At 72.9% G+C, this 16102-nt stretch carries 13 protein-coding genes; 11 read left to right on the top strand and 2 right to left on the bottom strand.

Annotated elements, in window-relative coordinates; all coding sequences use genetic code 11:
- Positions 1-114: 114 nt before the first annotated feature.
- Positions 115-1422: an isocitrate lyase gene (aceA, locus tag FHL80_RS04665; RefSeq protein ID WP_138732286.1), complete on the bottom strand. Its 1308-nt coding sequence runs from the start codon at positions 1420-1422 to the stop codon at positions 115-117.
- Between the two features lie 124 nt (positions 1423-1546).
- On the opposite strand from aceA, the gene FHL80_RS04660 reads away from it, so the two are divergent.
- The 3 genes from FHL80_RS04660 (at position 1547) to FHL80_RS04650 (ending at position 5093) form a co-directional block, all read left to right on the top strand.
- Complete coding sequence (locus FHL80_RS04660; protein ID WP_138732285.1) at positions 1547-3034, top strand: helix-turn-helix transcriptional regulator; 1488 nt, start codon at positions 1547-1549, stop codon at positions 3032-3034.
- Positions 3035-3111: 77 nt separating this feature from the next.
- Positions 3112-3489 (top strand): DUF488 domain-containing protein, encoded by a 378-nt coding sequence (locus FHL80_RS04655; protein WP_138732284.1) that lies wholly within the window; start codon positions 3112-3114, stop codon positions 3487-3489.
- Positions 3490-3650: 161 nt separating this feature from the next.
- Positions 3651-5093, top strand: coding sequence for an MFS transporter (locus FHL80_RS04650; protein WP_246078457.1), 1443 nt, complete (start codon positions 3651-3653; stop codon positions 5091-5093).
- A 52-nt stretch (positions 5094-5145) separates the two neighbouring features.
- Here FHL80_RS04650 and FHL80_RS04645 read toward each other — a convergent pair whose 3' ends face one another.
- Positions 5146-5967, bottom strand: coding sequence for an IclR family transcriptional regulator domain-containing protein (locus FHL80_RS04645; protein ID WP_138732283.1), 822 nt, complete (start codon positions 5965-5967; stop codon positions 5146-5148).
- 93 nt (positions 5968-6060) lie between these two features.
- Between FHL80_RS04645 and FHL80_RS04640 the strand changes: the two genes are divergently transcribed.
- The 8 genes from FHL80_RS04640 to FHL80_RS04605 all read left to right on the top strand — a co-directional run bounded on the left by FHL80_RS04640 (position 6061) and on the right by FHL80_RS04605 (position 16001).
- On the top strand, positions 6061-8088 hold the full coding sequence (locus FHL80_RS04640; RefSeq protein WP_138732282.1) for an acetoacetate--CoA ligase: 2028 nt from the start codon (positions 6061-6063) through the stop codon (positions 8086-8088).
- 28 nt (positions 8089-8116) lie between these two features.
- On the top strand, positions 8117-9940 hold the full coding sequence (locus FHL80_RS04635; RefSeq protein WP_138732281.1) for a PEP-utilizing enzyme: 1824 nt from the start codon (positions 8117-8119) through the stop codon (positions 9938-9940).
- Positions 9937-11007 carry a PEP/pyruvate-binding domain-containing protein gene (locus tag FHL80_RS04630; protein WP_246078456.1) on the top strand — a complete coding sequence of 357 codons (1071 nt, stop codon included), beginning with the start codon at positions 9937-9939 and terminating at the stop codon, positions 11005-11007. Before FHL80_RS04635 ends, FHL80_RS04630 begins: the two co-directional genes overlap by 4 nt.
- 1 nt (position 11008) lies before the next feature.
- Positions 11009-11509: an acetyl-CoA carboxylase biotin carboxyl carrier protein gene (locus tag FHL80_RS04625; RefSeq protein WP_138732279.1), complete on the top strand. Its 501-nt coding sequence runs from the start codon at positions 11009-11011 to the stop codon at positions 11507-11509.
- 14 nt (positions 11510-11523) lie between these two features.
- Complete coding sequence (locus FHL80_RS04620) at positions 11524-12873, top strand: acetyl-CoA carboxylase biotin carboxylase subunit (RefSeq protein WP_246078455.1); 1350 nt, start codon at positions 11524-11526, stop codon at positions 12871-12873.
- The gene (locus FHL80_RS04615) at positions 12873-14354 is read left to right on the top strand and encodes a biotin carboxyl carrier protein (protein ID WP_138732277.1); all 1482 of its coding nucleotides are present in this window, start codon (positions 12873-12875) and stop codon (positions 14352-14354) included. Before FHL80_RS04620 ends, FHL80_RS04615 begins: the two co-directional genes overlap by 1 nt.
- Entirely contained in the window at positions 14347-15204 is an 858-nt protein-coding gene (locus FHL80_RS04610; protein ID WP_138732276.1) for an HAD-IIA family hydrolase, read from the top strand. Before FHL80_RS04615 ends, FHL80_RS04610 begins: the two co-directional genes overlap by 8 nt.
- Before the next feature lie 134 nt (positions 15205-15338).
- Positions 15339-16001: a GntR family transcriptional regulator gene (locus FHL80_RS04605; RefSeq protein WP_216870419.1), complete on the top strand. Its 663-nt coding sequence runs from the start codon at positions 15339-15341 to the stop codon at positions 15999-16001.
- The last annotated feature ends 101 nt before the right edge of the window (positions 16002-16102 follow it).

Below are 16102 nucleotides of genomic sequence, written 5' to 3'. Positions count from 1 at the left end.
CAGCAACGGCCAGGAGCTGCGCTTCAGCCGGGAGACCCCGGTGGTGGACGGGCGAGGGAGGGGCGTGCAGCGTGGTCATGGCAGTTCTCCTGGGCGAGGCGTGGGGCGAGCGGGTCAGTGGAACTGCTCGGACTCGGTGGAGCCGACCAGGGCGAGGGTGGAGCTGGCGGGGTTGAGCGCGGCGGCGATCCGGTCGAAGTAGCCGGTGCCGACCTCGCGCTGGTGGCGCGTGGCGGTGTAGCCGGTGGCCTCGGAGGCGAACTCGGCCTCCTGCAGCTCGACGTAGGCGCTCATCTGCCGCTCGGCGTAGCCCTGGGCCAGGGTGAACATCGAGTGGTTGAGGGAGTGGAAGCCGGCCAGCGTGATGAACTGGAAGGCGTAGCCCATGGCGGCCAGCTCGCGCTGGAACGAGGCGATCTGGTCGTCGTCCAGGTGGCTCTTCCAGTTGAACGACGGCGAGCAGTTGTAGGCCAGCTTCTGGTCGGGGAACTCGGCGTGCACCGCCTCGGCGAAGCGCCGGGCGAGTCCCAGGTCCGGAGTGGCGGACTCGACCCAGATCAGGTCGGCGTAGGGGGCGTACGCCAGGCCGCGGGCGATGACGGGGTCCAGGCCGTTGCGGACGGTGTAGAAGCCCTCCGCCGTCCGCTCGCCGGTGAGGAACGGGCGGTCGCGCTCGTCGTGGTCGCTGGTCAGCAGCGTCGCGGCGAGGGCGTCGGTGCGGGCGATGACCATCGAGGGGACCCCGGCGACGTCGGCGGCTAGCCGGGCGGCGTTCAGCGTCCGGATGTGCTGGCCGGTGGGCACCAGGACCTTCCCGCCCATGTGACCGCACTTCTTCTCCGAGGCCAGCTGGTCCTCCCAGTGCACGCCCGCCGCGCCGGCCGCGATCATCGAGCGCATCAGCTCGTAGGCGTTCAGCGGTCCGCCGAACCCGGCCTCGGCGTCGGCGACGATCGGCACCATCCAGTCCCGCCGGTCGCCGCCCTCGGCCGCCTCGACCTGCCCGGCGCGCAGCAGTGCGTTGTTGATCCGGCGGACGACCGAGGGGACGGAGTCCACCGGGTAGAGGCTCTGGTCGGGGTAGGTCTGCCCGGCCGTGTTGGCGTCCGCGGCGACCTGCCAGCCGGACAGGTAGATGGCCTTCAGGCCGGCCCGGACCTGCTGCACGGCCTGGTTGCCGGTGAGCGCGCCGAGCGCGGACACCCACTCCTGGCCATCGCTGGCCTGGACCAGCTCGAACAGCCGCTCGGCGCCGCGGCGGGCCAGCGTGTGCTCCTCCACCACCGGACCCCGCAGGGCCACGACGTCCTCCGCGGTGTGGTCGCGGCGGATGCCGGCCCAGCGGGGGTCGGTCTGCCAGGCGAACGCGAGGTCGGTGGCGGTCTCGACGGCGTCGCCGGCGCGGGTGGGGTGCTGGCTCATCTCGGGGGCTCCTCGTTCTGCGGGATCGACGTGCTGGGACGAGCCTGCTGGGCGCCCGACCCGCCCAGAAGCACCTGCGGAGGAGAAGTTGACGCGTTCTTCTCGATCCAGGAACATCCGCGCGATGACGGAGGAGTACGACCCGCTGGTGGTCGGACGGCGGATCCGCGAGCTGCGGGCCGCGGCGGGACTGACCCTCGGCGAGCTGGCCGCCCAGCTGGGGCGGGCACCGTCGCACCTGTCGATGGTCGAGAACGGCAAGCGCGAACTGCGGGTGGGCGAGCTGCACGCGCTCGCCGGAGCGCTCGGCACCGACCTCGCCGACCTGCTGTCGCAGGCACCGCGGTCGCGGCGCGCCCAGCTGGAGATCGCCCTGGAACGGGCGCAGCGCAGCCCGCTGTTCACCTCCCTCGGCCTGGCCCCGCTGGCGGTGCGCAAGGCGCTGCCCGACCAGGCCATCGAGACCGTCCTCGCCCTGCTCAGGGAGCTGGAGAAGGTCCACGAGCAGCGCGCGGCGACACCCGAGCAGGCGCGCCGGGCGAACACCGCGCTGCGGGCCGAGATGCGGCGGCACGGCAACCACCTGGCCGAGCTGGAGACGATCGCCGCCACCCTGCTCGAGGCGGTCGGTCACCCCGGCGGCCCGCTGTCCCAGCGGGTCGCGGCGGACCTCGCCGGGCACCTCGGGTTCACCATCCACCACGTCGGCGACCTGCCCGCCTCCACGCGCAGCCTGACCGACCTGGAAGGCCGGCGGATCTACCTGCCACGGCAGTCAGAGGCCGGGCGCGACCCCCGGTCGACCCTCCTCCAGGCACTGGCGGGCGCCGTCCTGGAGCACAGCCCGCCGGAAGACTACGAGACCTTCCTCCGGCAGCGGGTGGAGAGCAACTACCTCGCCGGCGCCCTGCTCGTGCCGCAGGCAACGGCCGTGCCGCTGCTGAAGGCCGCCAAGGAACGCCGGGAGCTCTCGGTGGAGGACCTGCGCGACGCCTACGCCGTCACCTATGAGACCGCGGCCCACCGGTTCACGAACCTGGCCACCGAGCACCTCTCCATCCCGGTGCACTTCCTGAAGGTGCACGAGTCCGGCACCATCGCCAAGGCCTACGAGAACGACGACGTGCAGTTCCCCAGCGACCCCCTCGGCACCGTCGAGGGCCAGGTGGTGTGCCGCTGGTGGGCCGCCCGGCGGGTGTTCGCCGTGGAGGACCGGTTCAGCCCGTACCACCAGCTCACCGACAAGCCCGGTGGCACCTACTGGTGCACCTCCAGCATCCAGACCACCGGGCGGGGCGCGTTCTCGCTGTCCGTGGGCACGTCCTTCGCGCACGCCAAGTGGTTCCGCGGCATGGACGCCGACCAGCGGTTCACCTCGACCTGCCCGGACGAGAGCTGCTGCCGCACGCCACCGCCGGCGCTCGCGCAGCGCTGGGCCGGCCGGGCCCTGCCGACACCGCGGCTGAACGCCTCGCTGTTCGCCACGTTGCCCACTGCGTCCAGCCTGACCTCCACCGGGTCGTCGACCTCCCCGGGCGTGGACACCACCGAGGCGTACCGCTTCCTCGAACGGCACTCGCGGGTCGACCGGGACCGGGCGACCCCCCGGTGAGCCCGCCAGCGGCCGGCGGCTCGGCGGCATGACCGTCACCGGGCGGCGTGCCCCGGGACCGGGGGGCGGCGGACGCCATGAGCGTGATCACGGTCACCCGCGTCCGCGACACGGCCCCGGACGACGGTGCAGCGCGGTACCTGGTGGACCGGCTGTGGCCCCGCGGCGTGCGCCGCGACTCCCTCCGGCTGACCGCCTGGCTGCCGGACGTCGCCCCCAGCCACGAGCTCCGGCGGTGGTCCGGGCACGACCGGTCCCGCTGGGCGGAGTTCCGGCGGCGCTGCACGGCCGAGCTGGACGACCGCCCCGCGACCTGGCGACCGCTCGTCGAGGCCGTGCGGGCCGGCGACGTGACCCTGCTGTACGCCGCCCGCGACACCGAGCACGACAACGCCGTCGCCCTCCGGGACCACCTGCTGGCCGCGGTGGGGAACGCGTCCACGTCGGACGCCTGACCCCGCGGGTGCGCTCGAACGCCCGCGGACCCCGGCTCCGTCCCGGAGAGGGTGGACAGGGAGTCCCGGCCACCCTGGCAGGGTGGACCCGATCGGCGGCACGGAGCGGGGGGATCGTCCGGATGGGTGCGGAGGGGACGGCGGAGGCGGGGGAGGAGGCCGTGGCCGAGCGCCCGGGCGGCCTCCGCCGTGGACTGGCGCTGCTCGTGGCCGGCGCGTCGTTCATGGAGTTCCTGGACGGCACCGTCATCGCCCCGGCCGCGCCGCACATCGCCAGCGACCTGGGCGTCCCGGCGGTCTCGGTGAACGTGGCGATCACCGCCTACGTGCTGACCCTCGCCGTGCTGATCCCGATCAGCGGCTGGCTCGCCGACCGGTTCGGCACCCGGCGGGTGTTCACGACCGCGATCGCGGGCTTCACGCTCGCCTCGGTCGGCTGCGCCGCGGCCACCAGCCTGCCGCTGCTCGTCGCGGCCCGGGTGGTGCAGGGGGCGGCCGGGGCGATGATGGTGCCCGTCGGGCGGCTGGTCGTGCTGCGCACCACGGCGAAGTCCGAGCTGGTCCGGGCGATCGCGTACCTGACCTGGCCGGCGCTGGCGGCGCCGGTCGTCGCGCCGGTGCTCGGCGGGGTGCTGGCCACCTACGCCTCTTGGCGCTGGATCTTCCTGGTCAACCTGCCGCTCGGCGTGGCCGCCCTGGTGCTGGCCCGCCGGCTCGTCCCCGACGACCGGGGTGCGGGGACCGCCGGCCTGGACTGGCGCGGTTTCCTGCTCACCGCCGGGGGCGTCGCGGCGCTGGTCGTCGGCATGGAGGCCCTCGGGTCCACCCGACCGGACGGCGGCGTCGTCGCCCTCGGCCTCGGCGGCGGCGCGGTCGGGCTCGCCGCGGCCGTCCACCACCTGCGGCGTGCGCGCCGGCCGCTGCTGGACCTGCAGGCGCTGCGGATCGAGACCTTCCGGGTCGCGGCGCTCGGCGGGTCCGGCTTCCGGGCGGTGATGACCGCGATCCCGTTCCTGCTGGCGCTGTTCTTCCAGCTCGGTCTCGGCTGGACCGCCGCCCGCGCGGGCGCGGTCGTGATCGCGCTGTTCGTGGGCAACGTGGCCGTCAAGCCCACGACCACCCGGCTCATGCGGTGGCTGGGCATCCGGACGGTGATGCTGGGGGCGATCGCCGGCTCGGCGGTCTGCCTGCTCGCGATGGTCCTGCTCCAGGCGTCGACCCCGCTGCCGCTCCTCCTCGGCCTCCTGGTCGTCAGCGGGGTGTTCCGCTCGATCGGGCTCACCGCGTACAACAGCAGTGCCTTCGCCGACGTCGCACCGGACCGGATGAGCGCGGCCAACCCGCTGATGTCCACCCTGCAGGAACTCGGCGCGGGGCTCGGGGTGGCCGTGGGCGCGCTGCTGGTCCGCCTCGGCGGTGCGGTGGCCACCGGTGACGGGGCCGACGACGCCTTCCGCATCGCGTTCGTCCTGCTCACCGTCCTGCTGGTGCTGCCCCTCGTCGAGGCGCTGCTGCTGTCCCGGACGGCGGGGGACGCCGTCACCGGGCACCGGCCGCGGGCGGGAGGGCGGCGACGGCTGCGCGCCGGGACCCCCTCCGGGTGACGAGGGAGGGGCGTCCCCCCGACTCCCGGGCGGCAGCGCCCGGCGGCACGCGTCAGCCCGTGCTGTCGAACCCGGCCGCCCGAGCGCGGTCCTCGACCGCGCGCACGGCGTCCTGCAGGTCCACGAGGTGGCGCTGCACCATCCCGGTCAGTGACAGCACCTGCCGCCGCCAGGTCAGGTTGATCGCGGCGACGACGCGGCCGTCCAGCCGCACCGGCATCGCGATGGACGACCGGCCGTCGTCGGTCTCCGCACGCGGGCGGTGGTAGTTCCCGCCGAAGTCGGGCGCACGCACGCCGTAGCCGCGCTCGCGCGTCGTCGCCACCAGCGTGCGCAGCGCCTCGTCGTCGAAGGCGAGCCGGTGCGCCGGGACGTCCTTCTGCCGGAGCCGGGCGATCACCGCGTCGAACTCCTGGTCGCTGCAGAACGCGAGGTAGGCCCGACCCGACGCCGAGCCGAGCATGTTGACCCGGAAGCCGCGTGGCCGGCGGGGCAGCTCGTCGAAGTAGGTGCGCGAGCTGTTCGTCTCCAGCGTCTCCATGTATTCCAGTCGCGGCACCGACAGCACCGAGGGCCACTGCAGCCGCCGCGACAGCTCGTCGAGCACGGGGGAGGCGATCTCGACCAGCCACTCGTCGTTGTCGGGTTCCCGCCGGCGCTGCGTGTGGCTGGGCAGGAACGCGCCGTCGACCATCCGCTGCCAGACCAGCCCGTGCTGGTGCGCGGTGTACAGGATGCGGGTCAGCGTCGGCTTCGGGATGCCGGTGGCCAGGTGCAGGTCGTGCAGGCTGGCCGCCCGCATCCCCTGCAGCACCTGGAGCACCTGCAGGCCCCGGCCGAGGGACTCGATCGGCTTGACCCGGTACTCCCGCACGCTGCCCCTCCCGCCCGGCCGCTGCGTTTCGCAGGGTGAAAAGCAGCCAGCACAGTGTTGCCCGTCACACGCGGCCTGCGCCACTGTCTGGCCATGCCGGTTCCCCCCGCACCGACCGACGTGCCGCAGAGCGATCTGCCGCCGACCTCGCCGCGGGAGGGGGACCTGCTCTGGACGCCGTCGGCCGCGCGGGTCGAGGACGCCCGCCTCACCCGGTTCACCCGTTTCGCCGAGGCGCGCACCGGTCGCCGGTTCGCCGACTACGCCACCCTGTGGAGGTGGTCTACGACCGAGCTCGAGGAGTTCTGGCAGGCGATCTGGGACTTCTTCGAGGTCCGGTCGTCGGCGCCGCACACCGCCGTCCTCGAGGAGCGCGTCATGCCGGGCGCCCGGTGGTTCCCGGGTGCCCGACTGAACCTCGCCGAGCACGTGCTCCGCAACGAGCGCTCCGGCACACCGGCGCTGCTGTTCGCCGACGAGACCTCCGGTCTCCGGGAGCTGCCCTGGGAGGAGTTCACCGAGCAGGTGCGCGCGGTCGCCACCCACTTGCGGTCACGTGGGATCGGCGTCGGCGACCGGGTGGTGGCCTACCTGCCCAACATCCCGCAAGCAATGGTCGCGATGCTCGCGACGGCCAGTGTCGGGGCGATCTGGGCGAGCGTGTCACCCGACTTCGGTGCCCGGGGCGCGCTCGACCGCCTCGGCCAGCTGGAACCAGCCGTCCTGCTGGCCGCCGACGGCTATCGCTACGGCGGCCGGGACTTCGACCGCCGCGGTGAGGTGGCCGAGATCGTGGCCGGGCTGCCCGGCCTGCGCGAGGTCGTGCACGTCCCGGTGCTCGGCCTCGACCAGCCGGGCACCCCCTGGGACGACGTCCTCGCCGGGCCGCCGGTGCCCGCCGCGGAGTTCGAGTTCACACAGGTGCCCTTCGACGCACCCCTGTGGGTGCTGTTCTCCTCCGGCACCACCGGGTTGCCCAAGGCGATCGTGCACGGGCACGGCGGGATCCTGCTCGAGCACCTCAAGCTGCACGTCCTGCACCACGACCTGCGGCCCGGCGACCGCGCCTTCTTCTTCACCACCACCGGCTGGATGATGTGGAACTTCCTCCTCACCATGCCCCTCGTGGGGGCGGTGCCGGTGCTCTACGACGGGAATCCCAGCCACCCGGACGTCGACGTGCTCTGGCGGATCGCGCAGGACAGCCGCGCCCGGCTGTTCGGTGCGAGCCCCACCTTCGTCGAGCTCATGCAGAAGGCCGGCGTCGTGCCGCGGGAGCGCTTCGATCTCTCCGCGCTGGACGTCGTGATGCCGGCCGGCTCCCCGGTCGCCCCGGCGATCACCCGCTGGTTCTTCACCGACGTCAAGGACGACCTCTCGATCGCCACCGGCAGCGGCGGCACCGACTGCTGCACCGGCTTCGTCGGTGGCGTGCCCACGCTCCCGGTGTACGCCGGCGAGATCCAGGCCCGCTCCCTCGGCGTCGCCGCACAGGCCTGGGACGACGAGGGGCGCAGCGTCGTCGGTCGGGTCGGTGAGCTCGTCATCACGGCGCCGATGCCGTCGATGCCGCTGTTCTTCTGGGGTGACGAGGACGGCGCCCGGTACCGCGGCAGCTACTTCGAGACCTTCCCGGGCGTGTGGCGGCACGGTGACTTCTTCGAGGTCAACGAACGCGGCGGCTGCTTCGTCCGCGGCCGATCCGACGCCGTCCTCAACCGGCAGGGCGTGCGGATCGGCACGGCCGAGATCTACCGGGTGGTCGAGGACGACCCCGCCGTCCGCACCTCACTCGTGGTCAACCTCGACCTCCCGGACGGCGGCTTCTTCATGCCGCTGTTCGTGGTCCTGTCCCCCGGGCAGGAGTTGGACGCCGACCTCGTCGACCGGCTGCGCCGCAGCCTGCGCGCGGAGTGCACGCCGCGGCACGTGCCCGACGCGATCATCGCCGTCGACGCCATCCCGCTGACCCGGAGCGGCAAGAAGATGGAGGTCCCGGTGCGCCGGCTGCTGCTGGGTGCCGCCCCGGCCGACGTCGCCGACCCCAGCGCGATGGCCGACCCGGACCGGTTCGCCGACATCGCCGAGTACGCCCGCACCCAGTCCGACTACCGGCTCTGACCCTGCGCTGTCCCCGATGAGGAGCACCATGACCGAGCGCTCGTTCCCCCTGCCCTCCCAGCTCGAGGCCGTGCCCGGCGCCGAGGGGTGGGAGGCGATGTACCCGTACTTCTCGCGCTTCCAGCCCGAGGACGACCAGCGCTTCTGGTTCTACAACTCGATGCACTTCCCCGAGGTGGTGCCCGCGTTCGACGGCATCACCTCGGAGATCCCCTACACCGCCATCGGCGCGAACACCGCCCGGCTCTTCTCGTTCCCGACGACGATGGGCATCGAGTACCGGATCGTCAACGGGCGGGTCTACATCACCGCCAACCCGGTGCTCGACGAGGCCGAGCAGGGCCGGCGGCTGGGCGAGTTCCAGGAGCGGGCCGGCCACTACTACGCCAACTGGGACCGGCTCTACGTCGGGTGGCAGCAGCGGATCGAGGCGCTGATCGCCGACATCGAGTCCGTCGAGGTGCCCGAGCTCGGCGAGCTGGACCCGATCGAGGTGGTCACCAGCGGCCGCGGCTTCGCCTCCAACCACCTCCTCCGCGAGGAGTTCCACCGCTGCATCGACCTGTACTCGAAGATGTGGCACCACCACACCGAGTTCCTGATGCTCGGTTACGGGGCCTACGTCGTCTTCTTCGAGTTCTGCAAGCAGGCCTTCCCGGAGATGGGCGACCAGATGGTCGCCCGGATGGTCGCCGGCATGGACGTCACCATGTACCGCCCGGACGACGAGCTGAAGAAGCTCGCCGCGCTGGCCGTCGACCTCGATCTCGCCGACCTGTTCGTCGAGGGTTCCGACCCGGCCAAGGTGCTCGCGGCGCTGGGGGAGCGCGGCGACGCCGGCGCCCGGTGGCTGGCCGCGCTCGAGGCCGCCAAGGACCCGTGGTTCAACGTCTCGGTCGGTGACGGCTTCTACCACCACCACCTGTCCTGGGCCGACGACCTGACCATCCCCTTCGCCGCCCTGCCGCGCTACGTCGAGCAGATCGCGGCCGGCGTGGACCTCACCCGCCCGACCGAGCGGCTGGCCGAGGAGCGCGAGCGGATCGCCAACGAGTACCGGGCCTTGCTCGGCAGCGACGAGGAGCAGGCTGCCTTCGACCAGATGCTCGGCCTGTGCCGGCAGGTGTTCCCCTACATCGAGTCGCACAAGTTCTACTGCGAGCACTGGTTCACCACGCGGTTCTTCCAGAAGATCCGGGCCTTCGGCCAGCTGCTGGCCGACCGGGGGGTGCTGCTCGCCGCCGACGACGTCTTCCACCTGCGGCACGTCGAGGTCGAGGACGCCCTCGCCGACGTGATGCTCGCCTGGGCCTCGGGCGGCGCCGAGCTCGGCGCCCGGCACTGGCAGCCGATCGTCGCCGAGCGCAAGCGCATCGTCGAGGCGCTGGCTGGCTGGTCACCGCCACCCGCGCTGGGCCCGGTGCCCGAGGCGCTCAACGACCCCGCCGTGAAGATGCTCTGGGGAGTCACCGACGAGACCGTCCAGACCTGGCTGGGAGACGACGAGGACGACGAGGACACGGTCAAGGGCTACGCGGCCTCACCCGGCATCGTCGAGGGCGTGGCCCGGGTGCTGGCCAACGTCAACGACATAGGCTCGATCCGCGAGGGCGAGGTCCTCGTCTGTCCGGTCACCGCACCCAGTTGGGGGCCCGTGTTCGGCAAGATCGCCGCCGCGGTCTCCGACATCGGCGGCACCATGTCGCACGCGGCCATCGTGGCCCGCGAGTACGGCATGCCCGCCGTCGTCGGCACCGGACAGGCCACCTTCCGCATCCGGACCGGCGACCGTGTCCGGGTCGACGGTGACCGCGGCATCGTCACCATCATCGCCCGGGAGGGATCGGCATGACCACGACCCGACCGGTGCTGCGCGTCGCCGACGTCGGCATCGAGGACGTTCCATCCGTCGGCGGCAAGGGCGCGAGCCTCGGGGAGTTGATGCGCGCCGGCATCCGGGTGCCCGAGGGGTTCGTGGTCACGACGGCGGCCTTCCGGTCGGCGGTCTCCGCCCTCGACCTCGGCCCCCGGGTGACGGCGCTGGACCCGGCTGACACTGCGGCCGTGGCCGCTGCCTGCGCCGACCTGCGAGCCGTGGTCGAATCAGCGCCGTTGCCCGGAGCGGTCGTGGAGGCGGTGACCTCCGCATACGGCGAGCTCTGTGCCGGGGCGGGGAACGAGCGGCTTCCGGTCGCGGTGCGCTCCAGCGCCACCAGCGAGGACTCCGCCGATGCCAGCTTCGCCGGCTTGCAGGACACCTACCTGTGGGTGCGCGGCGGCGACGAGGTGGTCGAGCAGGTGCGCCGGTGCTGGGCGAGCTTGTACAGCGTCGAGTCGGTGACCTACCGGCTCCGTCGCAACATCCCGGAGGAGGACCTGGCCATGGCGGTGGTCGTCCAGCGGATGGTCGACTCCCTCAGCTCTGGCGTCATGTTCACCCGGAGCCCGCTCACCGGCGACCGATCGGTGATTGCGATCGACGCGAGCTGGGGCCTCGGGTCGGCGGTGGTCAGCGGCGACGTCACGCCCGACTCCTTCGTGGTCAGCAAGGTGACCGGGGAGATCACCAAGCGGACGGTGGCGACCAAGACGCGCTGGCACCAACCCGACACAGGTGGCCAGGGCGTCATCGAATCGGACGTGCCCGGCCAGCTGCAAGACGTCCCGTCGATCAGCGACGCCGAGATCGCGGAGCTGGTCGCGATCGCCCGAAAGGTGGAGGCGCACTACGGCTCGCCCCAGGACATCGAATGGGCGGTGTCGCGGTCGGCGCCGGTCGGAGAGAACGTGCTCCTGCTGCAGAGCCGACCCGAGACGGTGTGGGCAGAGAAGGACCGCGCGAGGGTCGCCGCGCCGACCGCGCGGGCATTCGACCACGTGCTCAACATGCTGGGCGGCAAGCGCCCGTCGGAGGGATGACGTGGAACTGAGTCCCGACGATGTCCGTGACGTCCTGAAGGCGCTCGACTCCAGCGGTCTGGACGAGCTGCACCTGGAGCTGGCCGACCTCACCCTGACCGTGCGGCGCGAGGGCGCGGCCGGCTGGACGGCGGAACAGCGGGTGCTGCGTCGACCGGTGGTGGAGGGCGGCGCCGAACCTCCTGCCGAGACCAAGCCGTACGCGCCGCGGGCTGCCGTGGCGGAGGGACTGGTGGCGGTGCGCCCCCCGCTGCTGGGCACCTTCTACCGAGCCCCGAAGCCGGGTGCGCCGCCGTACGTCGACGTCGGTGACCGGGTCCAGGAGGAGACCGTCGTCGGCGTCATCGAGACGATGAAGATGATGACCCCCGTGCACGCGGGGGTCCTCGGCACGGTGGTCGAGTGCCGGGCCGTCAACGGCGAGTTCGCCGCTGCCGGCGCAGTTCTCCTCGTCGTGGACCCGGCATCGAGCACGGCGGGACCGGGCGAGGGCGCACAGTGAGGATCCACCGGCTGTTGGTCGCCAACCGCGGGGAGATCGCCGCCCGGGTGATCCGCACCTGCGCGAGGCTGGGCATCGAGTCGGTGCTGGCTGCCTCGGACGCGGACCTCGACTCCTTGCCGGCCCGGCTGGCCGACCGGGTGGTGCGACTCGGCCCTGCGCCGGCGGCGGCGTCCTACCTGGATCCGGCGGCGGTGGTGCGGGCGGCGCAGGCGGTGGGCGCCGACGCCGTGCACCCCGGCTACGGGTTCCTCTCTGAGAACCCCTCGCTGGCGCTGGCCTGCGAGGCGGCCGGGATCGTCTTCGTCGGGCCGTCGGTCGAGTCGCTGCACGCGGTCGGCGACAAGCTGACCGCCCGCTCGCACGCGCTGACCGCCGGGCTCCCGGTGGTGCCGGGGGGCGAGGCGGTGGACCTCGCGGGGGCGCGGGCCGTGGCGGCCGAGGTCGGCTACCCGCTGCTGGTGAAGGCGGTGGGGGGCGGTGGTGGCCGCGGCATGAAGCGGGTGGACTCCGCGGACGAGCTCGCGCACACCCTCGACCTCGCCACCTCGGAGGCCGCCGCCGCGTTCGGGGACCCGCGGGTCTACCTGGAGCGGTTCGTGTCCTCGGGTCGGCACGTCGAGGTGCAGGTCCTGGGCGACGGCTCCTCGGCTGTCGCGCTCGGCGACCGTGACTGCTCGGTGCAGCGGCGCTACCAGAAGCTCTTCGAGGAGGCACCGGCCCCGTTGCTCCCCGACACGGCCCGTGCCGGGATGGTGGCCGCGGCGCTGGCCCTGGCGGTCCACCTGGGGTACCGGGGGCTGGGCACGGTCGAGCTCCTCTACGACCGGGAACGGGAGACCTTCTACTTCCTGGAGATGAACGCCCGCATCCAGGTGGAGCACCCGGTCACCGAGATGGTCACCGGGCTGGACCTGGTCGCCGAGCAGCTCGCCGTCGCCGAGGGGCTGCCGCTGCGCATCCGGCAGGAGGACGTGGTGCTCACCGGGCACGCGGTGGAGTGCCGCATCAACGCCGAGGACTGGGCGCACGGCTTCCGACCGTCACCCGGCCGGATCGAGCGGGTGGTCTTGCCGGTCGGTGAGGGGCTGCGGGTGGACACCCACGTGCAGGGCGGCTCGGTGGTGCCGCCGTACTACGACTCGCTGCTGGGCAAGCTCATCGTGCACGGCGTCGACCGTGCCGACGCCCTGGCCCGCGCGCAGGCGGCGCTGGACCTGCTGCGGATCGACGGCGTGACCACGACGGTGCCGGTGCACCAGGCACTGCTGGCCGACGCCGAGTTCGCCGCCGGGGGAGTGGACACCGCCTTCTTCGAGCGCTTCCTGCAGACGCACCAGCCCCATCTGGGAGAGGTGGCCTGATGGCCGACGTGGGGATGGTGGACGTCTCGCTGCGGGACGGGAACCAGAGCCTGTGGGGCGCCACCGGCCTGCGCAGCGCGCACGTGCTGCAGGTCGCCCCACTCCTGGAGCGGGTCGGCTTCCGGGCGTTGGACTACTCGTCGAGCACCGCGATGGGCATGCTGGTGCGTACCCATCGGGAGGACCCGTGGGAGCTCATCCGGCGCACCCGGGCGTTGATGCCCCGGACGAAGCTGCAGTTCATCGGCACCGGGTTCCGCTTCATCAGCTGGCAGAACGCGCATCCCGAGACGATGCAGCTGGTCTACGACCGGCTCGCCGTCAACGGCATCGACCGCGTGGTCGTGCTGGACCCGATGCACGACATGGACGCCGCCCGGGAGACCGCCCGCCGGCTGAAGCGGGCGGGCATCGACGAGGTCGTCGGGGCGCTGGTCTTCTCGATCAGCGCCGTGCACGACGACGCCTTCTACGCCGACCTGGCCCGGCAGATGGCCGAGTGCGCGGACATCGACCGGGTGTACGTCAAGGACCCGGCGGGCATCCTGTCCGCCGAGCGGGCCCGCACGTTGCTGCCGGCGGTCAAGGCGGCGCTGGGGTCGACGGCCCTGGAGCTGCACTCGCACGCCACCATCGGGTTCTCGCCGCAGACCTACGCGATCGCGCCGGAGCTGGGCGTCGAGGTCGTGCAGACCGGCTGCGGACCGCTGGGCAACGGCTCGTCGCTGCCCGAGGCCCGCCGCACGGTGGCCAACCTGCGCGAGATGGGCCACCGCGTCGACATCGACGACCGCGCTCTCGGCCTGGCCTGCGACTTCTTCGACCGGCTGGCCGCGGTGGAAGAACTCCCGGTCGGGCGGCCGCAGGACTTCGACGCCGCGTTCCTGCACCACCAGATCGCCGGCGGGGTCATGACGACGACCCGGCGGCAGCTCCACGAGATCGGCATGGAGGACCGCTTCGAGAGCCTGGTCGAGGAGGTGGGCCAGGTCCGCGCCGAGCTGGGCTTCCCGATCATGGTCACGCCGTTCCCGCAGATGGTCGTCTCGCAGGCCTTGTTCAACGTCATGGGCGAGCGGTACGCGAACGTCTCCGACCAGGTGATCCGGTACGCGATGGGCGGGTTCGGCCGACCCACGGCGCCGATCACCCCGGAGGTGCTGGACCGGATCCTCGACCGGCCGCGGGCCCGCGAGCTGCAGGCAGAACCGCCGCCACCGTCGCCGGAGGAGCTGCGTCGCCAGTTCGGCCGCGGGATCAGCGACGAGGAGCTGCTGCTCCGCGCGCACATGCCCGGCGAGCAGGTGGACGCGATGGTGGCTGCCGGTCCGGCGCCGCAGCACTTCAACCCGGGCATGGCACCGGTGCTGACCCTGCTACGCGAGCTGGGTCAGCGGGAGACCGTCCACGACCTGGCAGTCGGCAAGCCCGATCTGCGCCTGTTCGTGCACCGTCGCGCAGATGGCCCTGCCCATGTCTGAACCCCTTGCGACTCCCGCCGTGCTGGACCGACTGCGACGGGTGCGCGGTCTCGTCCTGGACATGGACGGCACGTTGGTTCTCGGTGACCGCAACAACCGAGGGATCCGCCCTCTGCCCCGAGCCGTCGAGTTCGTGCGCCTGCTGACCGAACTGGACCTGCGGTTCTGCGTGTTCACCAACGGCACCGTGAAGACGCCGCAGCAGTGCGCCGACGCACTGCTGCAAGCAGGTTTTCCGCTGCCCGACGACGTCGTGCTGACCCCGGCCACCTCCGCCGTCGAGGTCTTCCGACGGCGCGGGCACCGGCGGGTCATGGTGCTCGGCGGCAAAGGCATCACCGAGCCGCTCGAGGCCGCCGGGATCGAGGCCCTCCCGCCGTTGCCCCGGACCACCGCGGACGCCGTCCTGGCCGGCTGGTACCGGCAGGAGCTCACCTTCGAGTCGCTGGAGGCGGCCGTCGAGGCGGTGTCGGCCGGCGCGGCGTTCTACAGCGCCTCACAGTCGCCGTACTTCGCCACCGCGGAGGGGCGGACGCTGGGCTCGTCCCGCGCGATCAGCGCCGTCGTCCGCGACGTCACCGGGTGCGAGGTGACCGTCGTGGGCAAGCCCTCCGTGCAGGCGCTGGACGTGGCCGCTCGACACCTGGGGGTGGCCGCCGACGAGGTCGCCGTGGTCGGCGACGACCCGGAGCTCGAGGTGCCGATGGCCCTCGGGGGCGGTGCGCTGGCCGTCGCCGTCCACACCGGCATCGGGCACGCCCGGTCCTTCGCGGACCGGCCCGAGCACGAGCGCCCGCACCTGGACCTGGCGGACGTGGGTGTCCTCGCCGACCTCCTCCGGCGGAGCTGACCTCGACCGCGCAGGCGGCGCTCGGTGCTGCTCGCCCCAGGGCTGCTGGCCCGACCGGGGGAGGTCTGTCGTGAGTTGACACCTACCGGTCGACACCCAACCGCTAGGCTGGCGGGCACACGAGGAGGTCGGTCATGACCGTGGAGCCGCTGGCGAGCCTGGACCCGCGCACGCTGCGCGAGCGGGCGCTCGAGTCGCTGCGCGCGGCCGTGCTGTCCGGCCAGTACCGCCCCGGAGACCACCTCAGCGAGGTGGACCTGGCCAGTGCCCTGGGTGTCAGCCGGGGCACGGTGCGCGAAGCGCTCCGCCACCTCCAGCAGGAGGGCCTGGCGACGACCGGCAACCGGGGGATGCTGCGGGTCAGCAGCCTCACCGCCGCCGAGGTGCGGGAGCTCTTCCAGGTGCGGGCCGCCCTCGAGTCGCTGGCCGTCCGGGAGATCATCTCCTCGCCGGCTCGGGAGTCCGCGGTCGGCGCGCTCCGGAAGGCGCTGGACGACCTCGCCGACGAGCACGAGAGCGTGAGCGCCCGGATCCAGGCCGATCTCGCCTTCCACCTCCTCATGTGTCGACTGGCCGGCAACTCGATGCTCGTGGAGGCGTGGGAACGACTGGAGGGCCGGATGCGGGTGGCCATCCTCAACGGCGCGGCCTGGCAGGCGCCCATGATGGCCCGGGACCGGCACGCGCCCATCATCGACGCGATCGAGCGCGGCGACGTGGCGGCAGCCGTGGCCGTCGTCGAAGAGCACATGGCCGCGGCTGCAGAGCACTTCGCCTCGTCGCCCTCACAGGGCTGATCCCCCCGCCCCGGCCGCGGCACAGCGAGCTGTCGGCCTCCTGACCGCGGAGGTCGGGCCGCGGCCCCGACCTGGCGGAACCCGGCTGCGCGCGTGCCCGG

The organism is Modestobacter excelsi, assembly GCF_005930495.1.
Classification (GTDB): Bacteria; Actinomycetota; Actinomycetes; order Mycobacteriales; family Geodermatophilaceae; genus Modestobacter; species Modestobacter excelsi.
This window is presented reverse-complemented; position numbering and strand designations above follow the sequence as displayed.

Excerpts from the sequence above, each read along its gene's own strand:
- aceA (WP_138732286.1), bottom strand. The coding sequence starts at position 1,422 with ATGAGCCAGCACCCCACCCGCGCCGGCGACGCCGTCGAGACCGCCACC.
- FHL80_RS04635 (WP_138732281.1), top strand. The coding sequence starts at position 8,117 with ATGACCGAGCGCTCGTTCCCCCTGCCCTCCCAGCTCGAGGCCGTGCCC.
- FHL80_RS04610 (WP_138732276.1), top strand. The coding sequence starts at position 14,347 with ATGTCTGAACCCCTTGCGACTCCCGCCGTGCTGGACCGACTGCGACGG.
- FHL80_RS04605 (WP_216870419.1), top strand. The coding sequence starts at position 15,339 with ATGACCGTGGAGCCGCTGGCGAGCCTGGACCCGCGCACGCTGCGCGAG.
- FHL80_RS04630 (WP_246078456.1), top strand. The coding sequence starts at position 9,937 with ATGACCACGACCCGACCGGTGCTGCGCGTCGCCGACGTCGGCATCGAG.
- FHL80_RS04615 (WP_138732277.1), top strand. The coding sequence starts at position 12,873 with ATGGCCGACGTGGGGATGGTGGACGTCTCGCTGCGGGACGGGAACCAG.
- FHL80_RS04640 (WP_138732282.1), top strand. The coding sequence starts at position 6,061 with ATGCCGGTTCCCCCCGCACCGACCGACGTGCCGCAGAGCGATCTGCCG.
- FHL80_RS04660 (WP_138732285.1), top strand. The coding sequence starts at position 1,547 with ATGACGGAGGAGTACGACCCGCTGGTGGTCGGACGGCGGATCCGCGAG.
- FHL80_RS04655 (WP_138732284.1), top strand. The coding sequence starts at position 3,112 with ATGAGCGTGATCACGGTCACCCGCGTCCGCGACACGGCCCCGGACGAC.